The organism is Pigmentiphaga sp. GD03639 (assembly GCF_029845405.1).
GTDB lineage: Bacteria > Pseudomonadota > Gammaproteobacteria > Burkholderiales > Burkholderiaceae_B > Pigmentiphaga > Pigmentiphaga daeguensis.
The window spans coordinates 75,994-91,157 of sequence record NZ_JAOCLR010000013.1 but is presented as its reverse complement, the minus strand read 5'-3'; the positions used below and the strand labels follow the sequence as shown (position 1 = coordinate 91,157).

At 67.8% G+C, this 15,164-nt stretch carries 18 protein-coding genes; 12 read left to right on the top strand and 6 right to left on the bottom strand.

What is annotated here, in order from left to right; translation table 11 throughout:
- The first annotated feature begins 11 nt into the window (after positions 1 to 11).
- From N5K27_RS15625 to N5K27_RS15610, 4 genes are read left to right on the top strand one after another with little or no spacing between them, the layout of a single operon-like run.
- Positions 12 to 1,034, top strand: coding sequence for a tripartite tricarboxylate transporter substrate binding protein (locus N5K27_RS15625; protein WP_176400773.1), 1,023 nt, complete (start codon positions 12 to 14; stop codon positions 1,032 to 1,034).
- Positions 1,031 to 2,269, top strand: a complete 1,239-nt coding sequence (locus N5K27_RS15620; RefSeq protein WP_279817439.1) for a CaiB/BaiF CoA-transferase family protein — start codon at positions 1,031 to 1,033, stop codon at positions 2,267 to 2,269. Before N5K27_RS15625 ends, N5K27_RS15620 begins: the two co-directional genes overlap by 4 nt.
- Before the next feature lie 12 nt (positions 2,270 to 2,281).
- A complete protein-coding gene (locus tag N5K27_RS15615) occupies positions 2,282 to 3,655 on the top strand; it encodes a biotin carboxylase N-terminal domain-containing protein (protein WP_087839610.1) in 1,374 nt (457 codons plus the stop codon).
- Between the two features lie 30 nt (positions 3,656 to 3,685).
- Complete coding sequence (locus N5K27_RS15610; RefSeq protein WP_087783379.1) at positions 3,686 to 3,907, top strand: acetyl-CoA carboxylase biotin carboxyl carrier protein subunit; 222 nt, start codon at positions 3,686 to 3,688, stop codon at positions 3,905 to 3,907.
- Here N5K27_RS15610 and N5K27_RS15605 read toward each other — a convergent pair.
- Positions 3,894 to 4,493 (bottom strand): DUF2239 family protein, encoded by a 600-nt coding sequence (locus tag N5K27_RS15605; protein ID WP_279817438.1) that lies wholly within the window; start codon positions 4,491 to 4,493, stop codon positions 3,894 to 3,896. The two genes, N5K27_RS15610 and N5K27_RS15605, sit on opposite strands and share 14 nt — an antisense overlap.
- Before the next feature lie 108 nt (positions 4,494 to 4,601).
- Positions 4,602 to 5,390 carry an aldolase/citrate lyase family protein gene (locus N5K27_RS15600; RefSeq protein WP_165963076.1) on the bottom strand — a complete coding sequence of 263 codons (789 nt, stop codon included), beginning with the start codon at positions 5,388 to 5,390 and terminating at the stop codon, positions 4,602 to 4,604.
- 131 nt (positions 5,391 to 5,521) lie between these two features.
- Between N5K27_RS15600 and N5K27_RS15595 the strand changes: the two genes are divergently transcribed.
- The 6 genes from N5K27_RS15595 to N5K27_RS15570 all read left to right on the top strand — a co-directional run bounded on the left by N5K27_RS15595 (position 5,522) and on the right by N5K27_RS15570 (position 11,457).
- Complete coding sequence (locus N5K27_RS15595; RefSeq protein WP_087839607.1) at positions 5,522 to 6,829, top strand: Rieske 2Fe-2S domain-containing protein; 1,308 nt, start codon at positions 5,522 to 5,524, stop codon at positions 6,827 to 6,829.
- 26 nt (positions 6,830 to 6,855) lie between these two features.
- Entirely contained in the window at positions 6,856 to 7,338 is a 483-nt protein-coding gene (locus N5K27_RS15590) for an aromatic-ring-hydroxylating dioxygenase subunit beta (RefSeq protein ID WP_176400772.1), read from the top strand.
- Between the two features lie 19 nt (positions 7,339 to 7,357).
- Complete coding sequence (locus N5K27_RS15585) at positions 7,358 to 8,197, top strand: fumarylacetoacetate hydrolase family protein (RefSeq protein WP_279817434.1); 840 nt, start codon at positions 7,358 to 7,360, stop codon at positions 8,195 to 8,197.
- 33 nt (positions 8,198 to 8,230) lie between these two features.
- The gene (locus tag N5K27_RS15580; RefSeq protein ID WP_279817432.1) at positions 8,231 to 9,652 is read left to right on the top strand and encodes an MmgE/PrpD family protein; all 1,422 of its coding nucleotides are present in this window, start codon (positions 8,231 to 8,233) and stop codon (positions 9,650 to 9,652) included.
- A gap of 82 nt (positions 9,653 to 9,734) precedes the next feature.
- On the top strand, positions 9,735 to 10,709 hold the full coding sequence (locus tag N5K27_RS15575) for a tripartite tricarboxylate transporter substrate binding protein (protein ID WP_087839603.1): 975 nt from the start codon (positions 9,735 to 9,737) through the stop codon (positions 10,707 to 10,709).
- Between the two features lie 4 nt (positions 10,710 to 10,713).
- Positions 10,714 to 11,457 (top strand): SDR family oxidoreductase, encoded by a 744-nt coding sequence (locus N5K27_RS15570; RefSeq protein ID WP_132979318.1) that lies wholly within the window; start codon positions 10,714 to 10,716, stop codon positions 11,455 to 11,457.
- Between the two features lie 13 nt (positions 11,458 to 11,470).
- Here the strand turns inward: N5K27_RS15570 and N5K27_RS15565 are convergent, their stop codons facing one another.
- Genes N5K27_RS15565 through coaBC form a run of 4 tightly spaced genes read right to left on the bottom strand, consistent with a single transcriptional unit; the run spans position 11,471 to position 14,412 of the window.
- Complete coding sequence (locus tag N5K27_RS15565) at positions 11,471 to 12,187, bottom strand: GntR family transcriptional regulator (RefSeq protein ID WP_087839601.1); 717 nt, start codon at positions 12,185 to 12,187, stop codon at positions 11,471 to 11,473.
- Between the two features lie 10 nt (positions 12,188 to 12,197).
- Positions 12,198 to 12,647 carry a dUTP diphosphatase gene (dut, locus tag N5K27_RS15560; protein ID WP_087839600.1) on the bottom strand — a complete coding sequence of 150 codons (450 nt, stop codon included), beginning with the start codon at positions 12,645 to 12,647 and terminating at the stop codon, positions 12,198 to 12,200.
- A complete protein-coding gene (locus N5K27_RS15555) occupies positions 12,644 to 13,201 on the bottom strand; it encodes a hypothetical protein (RefSeq protein ID WP_087839599.1) in 558 nt (185 codons plus the stop codon). The genes dut and N5K27_RS15555 overlap by 4 nt, the downstream gene beginning before the upstream one ends.
- 20 nt (positions 13,202 to 13,221) lie before the next feature.
- Positions 13,222 to 14,412: a bifunctional phosphopantothenoylcysteine decarboxylase/phosphopantothenate--cysteine ligase CoaBC gene (coaBC, locus tag N5K27_RS15550; RefSeq protein WP_279817427.1), complete on the bottom strand. Its 1,191-nt coding sequence runs from the start codon at positions 14,410 to 14,412 to the stop codon at positions 13,222 to 13,224.
- Between the two features lie 179 nt (positions 14,413 to 14,591).
- Between coaBC and N5K27_RS15545 the strand changes: the two genes are divergently transcribed.
- Together N5K27_RS15545 and N5K27_RS15540 are read left to right on the top strand one after the other, a co-directional pair.
- Positions 14,592 to 14,843, top strand: coding sequence for a type II toxin-antitoxin system prevent-host-death family antitoxin (locus N5K27_RS15545; RefSeq protein ID WP_087839597.1), 252 nt, complete (start codon positions 14,592 to 14,594; stop codon positions 14,841 to 14,843).
- Positions 14,844 to 15,158 carry a type II toxin-antitoxin system RelE/ParE family toxin gene (locus N5K27_RS15540; protein WP_087839596.1) on the top strand — a complete coding sequence of 105 codons (315 nt, stop codon included), beginning with the start codon at positions 14,844 to 14,846 and terminating at the stop codon, positions 15,156 to 15,158.
- Positions 15,159 to 15,164: the final 6 nt, after the last annotated feature.

Here is a 15,164-nt window from a genome sequence, read left to right as displayed (position 1 = left end):
AGGAGGGAAGCATGGAGACTATCTATCAAGGCCGCCGCCGCGTGATCGCCGCGCTGGGGACGGGCATGGGAGGATTGCTGCTGGGCGCGGCCGCACGGCCGGCGTGGGGTGCGTGGCGGCCCGACCAGAACGTGGAGTTCGTCGTGCCGGCCGGGCCGGGCGGCGCGCTGGACCAGACCGGCCGCGCGATGAAGCAGTTCTACGACGAGAGCCACGTGCCGGGCGGCAAGACCTTCCTGGTCACCAACAAGCCAGGCGCGAACGGCAAGATCGCCTTCGAGGTACTGTTGCAGAAACGGGCCGATCCGCACTACCTGTCGATCAATTCCCACGGCTACATCTCGAGCTACCTGACGGGCAACCTCGACATCCTGCCGCATCGGGACCTGACCCCCATCGCCGTGATCCAGGACGAGTTCGTGGTGGCGGCGGTGCGCACGGAGTCGCCCATACAGTCCGCCGCCGACCTGGCCGAGCGGCTGCGCAGGGATCCCGCCAGCCAGCGCATAGGCGTGGCCACCAGCATCGGAAACCACATCCACATCGGCACCGCCAAGGCCCTGGGCGCGGCAGGCGTGGACGTGCGCAAGCTCGTGGTGGCGCCGTTCAAGTCCTCGGCCGAGTCCATGGTCGCGCTGGTCGGCGGCCACCTGGACGTGGTGGCCGCGACCACGCCCAACGTGATCGCGCTGAAGAAGGCCGGCAAGATCCGCGTGCTCGCGGTCAGTGCCGGCCAGCGGCTGGGCGGCCAGTTCGCCGACGTGCCGACCTGGAAGGAGCAGGGCATCGATTCGACCTTCAGCTCGGCCATGGGCATCGTCGCCGCCAAGGGCATCTCTGAGGACCAGATCCAGTTTTGGGAAGACATGTGCCGGCGCATGAGCCAGTCGCCGATGTGGGAGCAACTGGCCGAGACCAACCAGAGCCGGCCCAATTTCATGGGACACCGCGACGCGGCGCGGTTCTACGAAGAGGAGTACCAGAGCATGCGCGAGATCGTCGCCAAGCTGGGATTGCTGGGGGCGGGCAAATGAGCAATGCCAGGCTGACCGGGCATCCCGGCCCGCTGAGCGGCTACAAGGCGATCGAGATCTGCTCCACGGTGGCCGGCCCCGCGTGCGGGCGCATCCTGGCGGATTTCGGCGCGGACGTCATCAAGATCGAACCGCCCAGCGGCGATCCGCTACGCAACATGGGCAAGCACGTGGGCGACGTGTCGCTGTACGCCGCCACGGCACTGCGCAACAAGCGCGCGATGGTCATCGACCTGAAGACCGCGGAAGGCCGGGACCTGGTGCGCCGGCTGGCGGCCAAGACCGACGTGCTGGTCGAGAACTACCGGCCCGGTGTGATGGAGCGGCTGGGCCTGGGCTACGAGGACCTGTCGCGCGACAACCCGGGCCTGGTCATGGTGCGCATCAGCGGCTATGGCCAGACCGGTCCCTACCGGATGCGGCCCGGCTACGGCGCGATCTGCGAGGCCATGGCCGGCGTGCGCCACCTGACCGGCGATCCCGACCGGCCGCCGGCGCGCGTGGCGGTGGCCACGACCGACTATCTGTCGGCGGTCTATGCCGCGTTCGGCACGGTGTCGGCGCTGTTGAACCGGACCCGCACCGGCAAGGGGCAGGTGGTGGACGTGGCCCTGTACGAGACGGCCTTCACGCAGATGGAAGTCTACGTGCCCGCCTTCAAGACCCTGAACCTGATCCCCAAGCGGGTGGGGCCCAACCTGCCCAACATGGCACCCAACAGCCTGTATCCCACCCGCGACGGCGGCTATGTACTGATCGCGGCCAACAGCAATCCCACCTTCGAGCGGCTGATCGCGGTCATGGGCCGGCCGGAACTGATCGAGGACCCGCGCATGAGCTCGATCCGCGCGCGCGGATCGAACATCCCCTATTGCAACAGCGTCGTCAGCGAATGGACGCTGCAGCACGACGGCAGCGAGATCGAGCGCATGCTGCTCGAGGCGGAAGTGCCCGTGTCGAGGGTCTACACGATGGCCGACATCTTCGAGGATCCGCAGTTCGCCGCGCGCGGCATGCTGCCGGAAATCCCGCACCCCGAACTGGGCTCGCTGCATCATCCCGGCATCGTGCCCAGGCTGAGCGACACCCCCGGGCGGATCATGCACACCGGGCCGGACCTGGGCCAGGATACGCGGCAGGTGTTGGCCGATGAACTGCAACTGTCGCCCGACGAGATCGACGCGCTGGTCGAGCGCGGCATCGTGGCCTGCGGCGAACCCAAGGAGGCGGCATGAGGAGCGAGCGCCATGTTCCATAAGGTGCTGGTGGCCAATCGCGGCGCGGTCGCGGCCCGCGTGCTGCGCGCGCTCAAGCAGCTCGGCATCCGTACCGTTGCCGTGTATTCCGAGGCGGACCGCGATCTGCCTTACCTGGCGTGGGCCGACGAGACCCGAGCGATCGGTCCGGCCGATGCGCGCGCCAGCTACCTGAACCAGGATGCGCTGCTCGCGGTGCTGGCCGAGACGGGGGCCGACGGCCTGCATCCCGGCTATGGATTCCTGTCCGAGAATGCCGGCTTCGCGCGCCGCGTGGCGGCCCAGGGGGCGACCTTCATCGGGCCCGGCGCGGACTGGATCGAGGCCATGGGCCACAAGACCCGGGCCCGCGACCTGATGGCCGCGCGCGGCATGCCGCTGGGGCCCAGTTCCGGGCTGCTGGACGAGGATGCCGAAGCGACCCTCGCGGCCGCGCGGCGCATCGGCTATCCGGTATTGGTCAAGCCCGCCGGCGGCGGGGGCGGCATAGGGATGCTGGCCGCGCACGACGACGCGCAACTGCTGGCCGCCGTCGCGCAGGCGCGTTCGCTGTCCCAGCGCAGCTTCGGCTGCGCAGACCTCTACCTGGAGCGGCTGGTCGAGCGGCCTAGGCACATCGAGTTCCAGGTGCTGGCCGACCGGCACGGCAACGTGCGGCATCTGTACGAACGGGAATGCTCGGTCCAGCGGCGCCACCAGAAGGTCGTGGAAGAAGCGTCGGCGCCCGGCCTGCCGCGCGCCGCGCTGGCCGCCGCGGCCGATCGCCTCACCCGCATCCTGGCCGACATGCGCTATGACGTGATCGGCACGGTCGAGACCCTGTACGACGGCGAGGGCGGCTTCAATTTCCTGGAGATGAACACGCGGCTGCAGGTGGAGCACGCGGTCACCGAGGAGGTCACCGGCATCGATCTCGTGCAGGCCCAGGTGCGGCTGGCCTTCGGCGAGCGGCTGGATGCGGTGCTGCCGCCCTCGATCGGCCTGAACGGCCACGCGATCGAGGCGCGCATCTATGCCGAGGACCCGCTGCGCTTCCTGCCTTCGCCAGGACCGCTGGCCAGGCTGGAATGGCCGTCCGGTGCCGGCATACGGGTGGAGACCGGCTACACCCAGGGCTGCCGCGTCACGCCGTACTACGACCCCATGATCGCCAAGCTCATCGTGCATGCGGAGGATCGCCCGCGCGCGCTCGCCGCGTTGGAAGAGGCCCTGCGCGCCACGGTGGTCGAAGGGGTCAAGACCAATATTCCGTTCGTGCTCGCGCTGCTGCGCAACGAACGGTTCGTCAACGCGGATATCGACACCGGCCTGGCGGCCGAGGTCGTGCGGGACATGAAGGCGGCTGCCGCGGCGAACGCTGCGTGAGCCCGCGGAACATCGACAGGGGAGGGCGCCATGGCGCGTATCGAAGTGCAATCCGAGATCACCGGCACCGTATGGAAGGTGGAGACTTCCGTGGGGGCGAACGTGGATGCGGAAGCGGCGCTGCTGATCGTCGAATCCATGAAGATGGAGATCCCCGTCCCGGCGCCTGTCGCCGGGACGGTGCTGGAGCTGCGCGTGGGCGAGGGCGACCCGGTCGAGGAAGGCCAGGTCGTGGCCGTCATCGAGGGGTAGCGTCCGCCGCCAGGCGCAGCGCGTAGTCGCGCACGTCCGCCGGCCAGTCGCGCAGCAGCGCCGCGAAGCGCTCGCCGTCGCCCGCGAAGAGGGCGCGGGCGGCTTCCTCGAAGCCGGGCAGGTCGCCCGCCATGGCGGACATGAAATGGTAGGCCGCTTCACGCGCGCGCCTCTGCTCGTCCTGGCCCGCGTGGGCGCGGCGTGCTTCCTCCACCAGCTTGCGCAGCGCCACCGAGGCGCCGCCGGGCTGGGCATTCAACCATTCCCAGTGGCGGGGCAGCAAGGTGATCTCGCGCGCGACCACGCCCAGTTTGGGGCGGCCCTTGCCGCGCGGGGCCGCGGGCTCGCCGGCGGCGCTGGCTTCGTCGGAGGCGGCCGACGGCGGCGGGCCCAGGCGCGCCAGCACCTCGCGTTCCGAGCCGCGCGTGTCGATGTCGAAGGCTTTGCCGGTCGCGTCGTCGAAGATGAGAATCGGCGCGTGGTCCGGCGCGCGCGCGGCACGCCGCACGGCCAGCGCGACGTCGCGCAAGGGGCCGCTCGCGAGCAGGCGGTGGCCGCCGAAGGCGGTGCAGGTAAGGGCAGGCATGGCATTCACCACAAGAAAGAATGTGGCGATAATTTACCCGGGTAAAAATGAAATTGCAATATCACCCGGGTAAATTTATTGGCATGTCGACGATCCGCAACGATCGCTTCAGGTATAGCCCGATGCCGCGGGATTGGCCGCGTCGCCGCGCGCCCGCGCCAGTTCCTGCCGCGTGCCGGCCTGGAGCAGCGCGCTGTCCTTGGCGATGGTGACGAAGCCGAATCCCTGGTCGGCATACCGGCGTCCCGAGGCGCCTCCCGAGCACTGGATGCCGGCCACGCGGCCATGGCGGCGGCAGGCCTCGAGAATGGCCGCCACCGCGTCGGCGTGTTCCTTTTCCGGCTTGTCCAGGTCAGGCTCCAGTCCCAGGCCCAGCGCCAGGTCGGCGGGACCGACATAGATGCCGTCCAGGCCCGGCGTGGCGACGATTGCCTCCAGGTTGTCGAGCCCCCGGCGGCTTTCGATCATTACGAAGCACATGGGCTCGTCGCCCAGCGTGGCCGTATCGCGCGCCTGCCGCACCAGGGCCGAGCGGATGGGGCCGTAGGAACGGATGCCGGCGGGCGGATAGCGGCAGGCCGCGACGGCCGCGGCCGCCTGCGCAGGCGTCTCGCACATCGGCACGATCACGGCTTGCGCGCCGGCGTCCAGCGCCTTGGCGATCATCCAGTCCGTCGCGGCCGGCACGCGCGTCACGGGAATGCCGCCGGCGCGTTCGATGGCGGTGAACATGGGCGTGACCTCGGCATAGTCGATCAGGCCGTGCTGCTGGTCCACGCAGACGTAGTCCAGTCCTTCCGCGGCCAGGAGTTCCGCGCCGAACGCGCAAGGTAGGGCACACCATCCGCCGAACACGGTTCGCTTCTCGGCGATCGCTAGGCGCAGGACTTTCGACATGACTGCCTCCCGTTGGGGGTTTTCACGCATGGGCGTGGATTCGTACGAAAAGTGATTGACAAAGATTCTGGCTGCCAACAGACTAAAAGTGTATCCACTTTTTCACGACAGAGATAGTGTCAAAGGCAAGCATGAGCAGGACACCAGAGATCGATGTTGGGGACTACGTCCGCGAGATACCCGGGCAGCAATTCCTCGTTCGCACCGAGGCGTACACGGACGAGGAAGTCTTCGAGCTGGAGATGAAGCACATCTTCGAGCGGACCTGGATCTACGTCGGACACGAGACCGAGTTTCCATCGGCCGGCAGTTTCAAGACGGCATACGTCGGCCGCCAGCCCATCGTCGTGATCCGCGACAAGGAAGGAAAGATCGGCGCCTTCTTCAACCGCTGCGTGCATCGCGGCGCGACGCTGCTGCGCGAGCACCAGGGGACCGTGCAGGAAATGCGGTGCCCGTACCACGGCTGGATCTTCGACCTCGCGGGCAGGACGCGGCTGGTGTCCGAACGGGGGGACCCGGGCGGCTATGGCGCCAACTTCATCGAACCGGAAGGCCTGCTGCGCGTGCCGCGGCTGGAAAGCTATCGCGGCCTCTTGTTCGTGTCGCTCGATGCGGACATCCAGCCGCTGGCTTCCTACCTGGGCGAACTCAAGACCGTCATCGACGCCAAGCTCGACCTCTCGCCCGTGGGCCGCATCGCGATCGCCTCCAAGCCCTATGTCTGCCGATACCGGGGCAACTGGAAGCTGCAGACCGAGAACATCGTCGATGCCTATCACTTCATGCACACCCACGGCGCCTTCGTGAAGCTGCAGGCGAAATACGGCGACAGTACCGGCGACTTCGGCGTGCACAAGGGACGCAGTTCGCGCGAGATGCGGGAGCAGCGCTTTCGCGGCGAGACCTGGTCCTGCCGGCAAGGGCATGGCTTCGCGCGCGTGCCGGCGGCCGATCCCGGCTATCTGCTGGACGGCGAGTTCGGACGCATGTATCGCGAGCTACTGGATAGGCATGGCGAAGCGGCCTTCGCGGGCATCACCTCCAAGGCGACCTCCACCGTATTCCCCAGCATGGGCATGATCCACCAGCAGATCCGGGTCTGGCGCCCGATCTCGGTCGACGAGACCGAGGTGCTGATCTACCCGTACGAGATCGAAGGCGCGCCCGAGGCATTCAACGCCGGCATGCTGCGCAGCCAGGAGCGGTTCTATGGGCCGTCGGGGTTCGGCATGACCGACGACACCGAGATATTCGCGCGCGTGACGCAGGGCCTGCGCGCCAGCAGCGTGGAATGGCTGGTGTTCGACCGCGGCATGGACAGCGATGAGCGGACCGAGAGCGGCGACTACCGGGGCCTGCCGTCCAGCGAAGCGCCGCAGCGCGCTCTCTGGCGGGCCTGGAAAAAAATGATGCAGCAGGCATCGAAGCACGCTTGAGGCGGGAACCGAGCATGGAAAGCGCAATGTTGCAAGACATCACCCAGTTCATTTATCGCGAAGCCCGATTGCTGGACGACAGGCAGTTCGACGACTGGCTCGGCTTGTTCGACGACGACGGGCTCTACATCGTGCCGCTGGTGGACCAGGCGCAGCCCGGCCGGCAGGCCGCCATCGTCAATGACGACAGGATGGCCCGCGAAGAGCGCGTGTATCACCTGGTCAATCACTGGTTTCCGGCGCAGCAGCCGCCGTCGCGCACGCTGCACTTCGTCTCGAACGTCGTAGCCGGCGAACGCGGCGGTCTCTGGTCCGTATCGAGCAGCCAGTTGATCCACGAGATCCGCGGCGGCGACTGGACCCAGGTCGGCCTGGGCGAGAAGAACGCCATCGTGGCCCGCGTCGACTATCTGCTGCGCCGGGCCGACGGCGGATTCCGGATCCACGAGAAACGCGTCCACCTGCTCGACCGCGCCGGGTGGCAAGGCAATCTCGCCTTCATTTATTGATACTCAGGGAGCACAGCACATGAAGCTGGTCAGGTACGGCGCCGAAGGATGCGAGCGGCCGGGCATGCTGGACGGGCAGGGCGGGCTGAGGGACTTGTCCGGGCTGCTGCGGGACATCGATCCGCAGGCCATGGTGCGCGGCCTCCAGGACAGCCTGGGCGCGGTCGATGCCGAGAGGCTGCCGCGGATCGATGGAACACCCCGCCTGGGACCGCCGCTGGCGCGGCCGGGAAAGATCATCGCCATCGGCCTGAACTACGTCGACCATGCCAAGGAATCCGGCATGGCGATTCCGGCCGAACCCGTGGTGTTCATGAAAGCGCCGTCGACCTTGTCGGGACCGTATGACGACGTACCGAAGCCGGCGAAGGCCGAGAAGATGGACTGGGAGGTCGAGCTGGGCATCGTCATCGGCAAGTCCTGCCGCGACGTGTCCGAGCGTGATGCGGCCGGCAACATCTTCGGCTACGTGCTGGCGAACGACCTGTCCGACCGGGCCTTCCAGCTCGATCGCGGCGGCCAGTGGGACAAGGGCAAGAGCTTCGACCGTTTCTGTCCCGTCGGTCCCTATCTCGTGACCCGGGACGAGATCGCCGACGTGCACGCGCTCGACATCTGGCTCTCGGTGAACGGCGAGCGCGTGCAGCAAAGCAACACCCGCCAGATGATTTTCAACTGCCCGGCCATCGTCAGCTACCTGAGCCAGTGCATGACGCTGGAGCCCGGCGACCTGGTCATCACCGGCACGCCGGCGGGCGTCGGCCTGGGCATGAAGCCTCCGCGCTACCTGCGGGGCGGCGAGCTGATCGAACTGGGCATCGCCGGCCTGGGCACGCAGAAGTACCGCATCACCCGCTGATCCCCCGTCAACCGTTTTCCACAGGAATCCCGCATGCACGCCGTCTCTCCCAACGATGCATTTCTTGATCGCCTGGCCGCGTTCTGCATCCGTTCCCGCCGCTTCGAGATCGATGCCGCCTGTCGCGAGGCCGTCAGGAAGATCGTGCTGGACTCGTTCGGCGTGGTGCTGGGTGCGCTGGACCATCGCGCCGCCCGGTGCGCGCGCAAGTTTGCCGCCTGCTTTCCGGTGCCCGCGGGCGGGGCCCGGCTGTGGGGAACCGGCGAGCGCGTCGGCATCGAGCATGCGGCCCTGCTCAACAGTCCGCCGCTGCGCGCCTACGACTTCAACGATTTCTATCTCGGCCGCCTGGGCGGCGCCCATCCCAGCGACATCCTGACGGGCGTGATCGCGGTGGCCGAGTCGGCCGGCGCGGGGGGCCGGGAGGTGACGCGGGCCTTGTGCCTGGGCTACGAGATGATCGTCGCCATGAGCGACTACATCGATCCCGACCGTGCCGGCTGGGACTACCCGTGCCTGACCGCGCTGGGCGCCACGGCCGCGGTCGGCGACATGCTGGAGCTCGATCATGCGCAGTTCCGGCAGGCGTTCTCGATCACCGTGAATGCGAACTATCCGTCGCTGGAAGCGGAGTCTTCCGAGTTCGACGCGCATGGCGAGCTGACCATGTGGAAACGCTTCAACGGCGGCGACGGGGTTCGGCACTCGATCTACGCCTGCCACCTGGCCAAGTGCGGCGTGGAGGGCGTGGTTCGCCCCTTCGAAGGGAAGTTCGGCTATCTCGCCAAGCTGCAGGTTACCCCCGACGAGGCGGAACAGGCCATGCGGCGCTTCGAAGGCATCGAGCGCTTCGAAGGCATCGACCGCGGAAGCTTCAAGCGCTGGCCGGTCGGATCGCGCGCGCAGAGCGCCATCCAGTCGGCCCTGCGCGCGCGTGCCGCATGGCAGGAAGCCGGCCGGTCGTCCGGCACGATCGCCAAGGTGACCGTGCATGCCGACCCCGGGGTATATCGCCACCTGTACGAGATCCGCGTCGATCCGTTCGCGCCCCGCACGCGCGAGGCCGCCGACCATTCCCTGCCCTACATCGTCGCGGCCGCGCTGGTGCAGGGCGGCATCGGCCCCGCCAGCTTCGAGGCGCCGCTGCGCGAATCGCCCGAGCTGCGCCGGCTGCTGGATGGCCGCGTCCGGTTGGTGCAGGCCGAGCAGGCTTCGCCGTCCAACCTGTTGTCGGAAGTGGTGATCGAGGACGAGGCCGGCAATCGCTGGAGCGGCGGCCGGGAGGCCGCGCCCGGGTCGGCCGGCGTGCCGATCTCGTTCGACACCCTGGTCGAGAAGTTCAAGGAAAACCTGGGCGCAGGCCGGGCCGCGCAGGCCGAGGCATTGATCTCGGCCGTGGCGAATCTCGATGCTTGCGTCGACGTACGGAAACTGGTGGACGAGACGGTGGCCTGAAAGCCATCGCCTCTGGATGCCGCGCAGGCAGCGTGCTTGGCGGTGGATGTGCCGTGTAGAGCTTCTATGAGAGGGCCTTGCCATGCTTACCCGTTCAGTCTGGAAATTCCTGCTTGTCCTGTGCTGTGCCGCGAGTTCGTCCCTGGCGCTGGCCGACGACTTCCCCAACAAGGCCGTGCGCTTCATCGTGCCCTTCTCGCAAGGTACCGGACCTGACCGCCTGGCCCGCCTGGTCGGGGAAGAGCTGGCGAAGGTCTGGAAGGTCCCGGTGGTGGTGGAGAACCGGCTCGGGGCGTCGGGCCACGTCGGCGCCCAGGTCCTGGCCCAGTCGCAGCCCGACGGCTATACCGTCGGCGTCATGGGCAGCAACATCTCGGTCACCGCGCACCTGATGAAGTCCGATACCTTCGTGCCCATGCGCGACCTGCAGCCGCTGATCATCGCGGGCTATGGCGACATGACGCTGGTGGTCTCGGGCAAGTCGCGCTTCAACACGCTGACGGAGTTCCTGGACTACGCCAAGGCCAATCGCGGCAAGGTGGCGTTCGCCAGCGCCGGCATAGGCTCGCCTTCGCACATCTTCATCGCCCAGTTGCAGCAGAAGACGGGCACCGAATTCCTGCACGTGCCGTACAAGGGCACGGCCCCGGCCGTGACCGATCTGATCGGCGGCCAGGTCGAGGCGTTCTTCATCGCCACTCATACCGTCAAGCCCTATCTCGCCTCGGGCCAGTTGAAGGCGCTGGGCGTGGGGGCCGAGCAGCGCAACTCCCATGCGCCCGACATTCCTTCCTTCGCCGAACTGGGCGTGAAGGATTTCTCGACCGAAGCGTGGTACGGCTTCATGCTGCCGACCGGCGTGCCCGCGCCGGTTGCCGAGAAGCTGTACCGCGACATCCATGCGATCGTCAGCAACGAACCCGTCCGCGGCCAGCTCGACAAGTTCGGGCTGACGATGCGGCCGTCCACGACCGCCGAGATGCGCGAGTTCGTCGGCAAGGAATTCCGGCGCTACGGCGAAGTCATCGCGCAATACAACATCAAGGCGGAGGAGTAGGGCGATGCGGACAGGGGCGCAGCAGTTTCCCGCGGTGATCGACGTCACTGGCATGTCGGTGCTCGTGGTGGGAGCGGAGGGCGGCGTCGGGCCCGCCGTGGTCGACGGCTTCGATGCGCATGGGGCCAGGGTCCATGCAGGATACCTGTCGCCCGGCGGCGTCGCGGACATGCCCGGCGACCGCGTGCCGGTGCATGCGGAGCCGGCCGCGATCGGCGATTTCCTGGATCGGGTGGAAGCCGCCAATGGGCCGCTCGATGCCCTGGTCTTCGTCTCGCCGCCGGTATCGGTGGGCAAGGCGCTGGACATCGATCCGGCGCTGTATGCCCAGGTCGCGCGTGACGAACTGGTGCTGCCCGTGCTGTTGCTGCGCGATGCCGCGGCCCGGATGGCGCAGCGCGGCTTCGGGCGCCTGCTGTCGTTCTGCTCGATGTCGGGCAAGACCGGCGCCCACCCGGGGGTCAGCCCCTATGCCGCGGCCAAGGGCGGCCTGATCGCGTTCACCCGCTCGCTGGCGGCGGAACTGGCGCCGCAGGGCGTCACGGTCAACGCCATCGCCACGGCGCTGTTCGACGTCCAGGTGACCAAGACGGGGGAGGACCTGGAGCACGTGCTCAAGGGCATTCCGGTCGGACGCGTGGGACGCTCGCAGGAGGCCGCCGCGGCCGCCCTGTTCCTTGCCTCGCGCCTGTCCGGCTACATCACGGGGGAAACGCTGAACATGTCCGGCGGGCGCTTCATGGATTGAACCTCGCCCCGGACTACAGGCGCACGCGCAGGACCGCCACCGCGTTCTGCATGAATACCGGCGTGTAGTCGGGGTCGATCAGCTTGATCGAAGCGGTGGCCGAGCGCACGAGCTGCAGGGTCTGGATGCGCTGCGCCGCCTGGAGGTCTTCGGTTTCGTAGGCGTGCAGCAGGCCGGCATGGTCGCCGTGGTCGTCGGCGAAAAGCGAGGGCGAGGTCTGTTCGAGCGAGTAGCGCGCGCGCTCGGTCCGGTGCCAGTACTCGTCCATCTTGTCGATGTACATCCTGCCCGCCGGCCGGTTCAGGCGACGGTGGAAATCCAGGTGCAGGTCGCGCCAGTGGCTGGACTGCTCGTCGCCCTGGCGCGACATCCTGTCCACCACCTTCTTGCAGGCGGCCAGTTCGGCGCGGCTCAGCCGCCCCATGGAAACCTGGGTGGCGATGGCCTGGCAGGCGATCCACAGGCCGTAGATCTGGTCGACTTCCTCGGCCGTGAGCTGGGTGACCGTCATCCGGTACTTGAACCGCGCCTCGGCCAGCCCGTCGGCCTGGAGCATGCGCAGCGCCTCGCGCACCGGCGTGCGGCTGACGCCATATTTCTGGGAAATATGGACCTGGTTCAGCTCGTGGCCGGGTTGGAACTCGCCCTGGAAAATGCATTTGCGCAGCGCTTCGTAGATGCGCACTGCCTCGAGGTCGGTCTCGGCGCCCGCGCCGTCGGTCTTCGCCATGGACGCGCGGTCAATGCTTGCCGGTGCTTCCGAACCCGCCCGCGCCGCGGTCGGATTCCGTGAAATCGTCCACCACGTTGAAGCTCACCTGGGCCACCGGCACAATGATCATCTGCGCCAGGCGCTCCATGGGCTGGAGCACGAACGCTTCCTGGCCACGGTTCCAGGTGGACACCATCAACTGCCCCTGGTAGTCGGAATCGATCAGACCGACCAGGTTGCCCAGCACGATGCCGTGCTTGTGGCCCAGGCCCGAGCGCGGCAGGATCATCGCGGCGTAGCCGGGATCGGCGATGTGGACGGCCAGGCCCGTCGGCACCAGCACGGTCTGGCCGGGCTGGATCGTCTGCGGCGCATCCAGGCAGGCGCGCAGGTCCAGGCCGGCGGAACCGGGGGTGGCGTAGGCGGGCAGGTAGTCGCGCATGCGCGCGTCGAGGATCTTCAGGTCTACGGATTTCATGCGTTGCGATGGGAGGAGCGTTGATTGCGGTTGGGAGGCACGAAGGGCGGCAGCGTCGTGCCGGGTATGCCCTGAGCGCCGCGCAGCGTCTGGCGGCCCCGGCGGAACAGCGAGCGCGCGACGAAGAACAGGATGAGGGTGCGGACGATGTTGAAGGGTTCGAGCGGGTCGTGGTCCATGAGCGCCGCGGCGATGCTGCCAATGGTCAGGAAGCCGAACAGCACGCCCAGCAGGATCTGGACGGTGCCCTTGACCGCGCTGTTGCCCTGGGCCGCCAGCGTGGCGCGCGAGGCCGGCTCGCTGACGCCGGCCGGCATGTTGGCCGAGGGTGCAGAGGGCGCCGTGGGCGCGGACGGGATGCCGGTGCCCGCGGTGTATTGCTGGCCGGGGCTGCGCGTGTCCTTCTGCGCGCCCGGCAGCCGCAGCGCCGGCCGGAAGCCGCCCGTGCCGGTCTTGAGCAGGCCCTGCGCGCCCGGCGTGCCGGCACCGCGATTGACCATCTTGTCGATATAGGCGGCGTAGTCGCCGTTGGGGGGTTCCGCGTCGAAGGGCATGACGGTCCTCCTCGGATCGTTCACGAGCCGGCGCGCCGGCCGATTTCTGCCACCAGCTGCCGCGCGGCCGCGAGCTTGGACAGGCGGGCCAGCGGATGTTCGCCGGCGTCGTCGTACAGTACCAGGGTGGTGTCGTCGCGGCCCAGCACGTCCTGGGCCAGGTTGCCCACCAGCAGCGGCACGCGCTTGCGCGCGCGCTTCTCGGCGGCATGGCGGGCCAGGTCCTCGGTCTCGGCGGCGAAGCCCACGCAATAGGGCGGGCGCGGCAGGGCCGCCACGGTGCCCAGGATGTCGGGGTTCTGCACGAACTCCAGGGCCGGCGGCCGGCCGTCGGTTTTCTTCAGCTTGCTGGCGCTGAGCTCCTTGACCCGCCAGTCGGCCACCGCCGCGACGGCCACGAAGATGTCGGCATCCGGCACGCCAGCCATCACGGCATCGAGCATGTCGCGCGCGGTCGTCACGTCCACCCGGCGCACCCCGCGTGGCGCGGCCAGTGCGGTGGGGCCGGACACCAGCGTGACCTCGGCGCCCGCCTCGCGTGCCGCGCGCGCGATGGCATAGCCCATCTTGCCCGAGGAAACATTGGTCAGCACTCGTACCGGGTCGATGGGTTCGGACGTGGGGCCGGCCGTGACCAGCACCCGCTTGCCGGCCAGCACCTTGGGCTGGAAGTGGGCGATCAGGTCCTCGAGGATCTCGTGCGGTTCCAGCATGCGGCCGGAACCGACTTCGCCGCAGGCCTGATCGCCTTCGGCCGGGCCCAGCAGCGTGACGCCGTCCGCGCGCAGCTGCGCGGCGTTGCGCTGGGTGGCCGGATTGGCCCACATCTCGCGGTTCATCGCCGGCACCACCAGCAGCGGGCAGGCGCGGGCCACGCACAGCGTGGACAACAGGTCGTCCGCCATGCCGTGCGCCAGCTTGGCCAGGAAATCGGTGCTGGCAGGCGCGATCAATACCGCGTCCGCCCCGCGCGTCAGGTTGATGTGCGCCATGTTGTTGGGCATGCGCGCATCCCACTGGTCCACGTAGACCGGCCGGCCCGACAGCGCCTGCATCGTGACCGGCGTGACGAAGTGCGTCGCGGCCTCGGTCATGACCACGTCCACCGTCGCGCCGCGCTCGGTCAGGCGCCGCACCAGCTCGCAGATCTTGTAGCAGGCGATGCCGCCGGTCATACCGAGGACGAAGCGCTTGTTGGCGAGGTCGGACATGAGGCCGGGCCGGGGAAATTGGAATGGTTCATTATACGGCGCCACTTCGCCGCGCCTTCCCCTGCGCGCAGGAGCCTGCGAGGTTCCTTTTAGCGTGAACGGGCTCTTTACTTGAACCTGGACACTACACGCCTCCCCTGGCAAAATAGGGCTAAATTTAGCCCTATTTAGGAGGCTGCATGGAAGAGATCCATAGCTTGCTGACCGTCAGCATCTCCGAGTTCAAGCAGAACCCTGGCAAGGTGGTCGAGGAGGCCCATGGGCAGCCGGTAGCCGTGCTCAACCATAATCGCCCTGCCTTCTACACCGTCTCCCCGGAGCTCATGGCGCAAATGGCCGAGTTGTACGACGAACGCCAACTCGAACCATTGGTGCGCTCGCGCCTGAAGTCCCTCGACCAGGCCGTCGAAGTCAGCCTCGACGACCTGTAAATGTCGTACAAACTATTCTTCCTGCCTGAGGCTCGGCAAGAGTGGGATGGGTTGGATGGTTCTCTCAGGACCCTGTTCAAAGCCGCGTTGAAAAAACGGCTGGAGACTCCACGGCTACCAGGCTCACAACTTCGCCCGCCCTTGGTCGATTGCTACAAGATCAAGCTACGCGGCGTCGGCTACAGATTGGTCTATTTGGTGCGGGACGAGGCGACCCCACCAGACATTGTCGTTCTGGTTGTGGGGCGCCGAGATGGTGGGATCTACGAAGCCGCGGCCGAAATGCTGGAGTCCGGCCGCAACGTGGACAAGTAGCTGCTC

Bases quoted from the DNA above. Each gene is read 5' to 3' on its own strand.
- N5K27_RS15625 (WP_176400773.1), top strand. From the start codon at position 12: ATGGAGACTATCTATCAAGGCCGCCGCCGCGTGATCGCCGCGCTGGGG.
- N5K27_RS15620 (WP_279817439.1), top strand. From the start codon at position 1,031: ATGAGCAATGCCAGGCTGACCGGGCATCCCGGCCCGCTGAGCGGCTAC.
- N5K27_RS15615 (WP_087839610.1), top strand. From the start codon at position 2,282: ATGTTCCATAAGGTGCTGGTGGCCAATCGCGGCGCGGTCGCGGCCCGC.
- N5K27_RS15610 (WP_087783379.1), top strand. From the start codon at position 3,686: ATGGCGCGTATCGAAGTGCAATCCGAGATCACCGGCACCGTATGGAAG.
- N5K27_RS15605 (WP_279817438.1), bottom strand. From the start codon at position 4,493: ATGCCTGCCCTTACCTGCACCGCCTTCGGCGGCCACCGCCTGCTCGCG.
- N5K27_RS15600 (WP_165963076.1), bottom strand. From the start codon at position 5,390: ATGTCGAAAGTCCTGCGCCTAGCGATCGCCGAGAAGCGAACCGTGTTC.
- N5K27_RS15595 (WP_087839607.1), top strand. From the start codon at position 5,522: ATGAGCAGGACACCAGAGATCGATGTTGGGGACTACGTCCGCGAGATA.
- N5K27_RS15590 (WP_176400772.1), top strand. From the start codon at position 6,856: ATGTTGCAAGACATCACCCAGTTCATTTATCGCGAAGCCCGATTGCTG.
- N5K27_RS15585 (WP_279817434.1), top strand. From the start codon at position 7,358: ATGAAGCTGGTCAGGTACGGCGCCGAAGGATGCGAGCGGCCGGGCATG.
- N5K27_RS15580 (WP_279817432.1), top strand. From the start codon at position 8,231: ATGCACGCCGTCTCTCCCAACGATGCATTTCTTGATCGCCTGGCCGCG.
- N5K27_RS15575 (WP_087839603.1), top strand. From the start codon at position 9,735: ATGCTTACCCGTTCAGTCTGGAAATTCCTGCTTGTCCTGTGCTGTGCC.
- N5K27_RS15570 (WP_132979318.1), top strand. From the start codon at position 10,714: ATGCGGACAGGGGCGCAGCAGTTTCCCGCGGTGATCGACGTCACTGGC.
- N5K27_RS15565 (WP_087839601.1), bottom strand. From the start codon at position 12,187: ATGGCGAAGACCGACGGCGCGGGCGCCGAGACCGACCTCGAGGCAGTG.
- dut (WP_087839600.1), bottom strand. From the start codon at position 12,647: ATGAAATCCGTAGACCTGAAGATCCTCGACGCGCGCATGCGCGACTAC.
- N5K27_RS15555 (WP_087839599.1), bottom strand. From the start codon at position 13,201: ATGCCCTTCGACGCGGAACCCCCCAACGGCGACTACGCCGCCTATATC.
- coaBC (WP_279817427.1), bottom strand. From the start codon at position 14,412: ATGTCCGACCTCGCCAACAAGCGCTTCGTCCTCGGTATGACCGGCGGC.
- N5K27_RS15545 (WP_087839597.1), top strand. From the start codon at position 14,592: ATGGAAGAGATCCATAGCTTGCTGACCGTCAGCATCTCCGAGTTCAAG.
- N5K27_RS15540 (WP_087839596.1), top strand. From the start codon at position 14,844: ATGTCGTACAAACTATTCTTCCTGCCTGAGGCTCGGCAAGAGTGGGAT.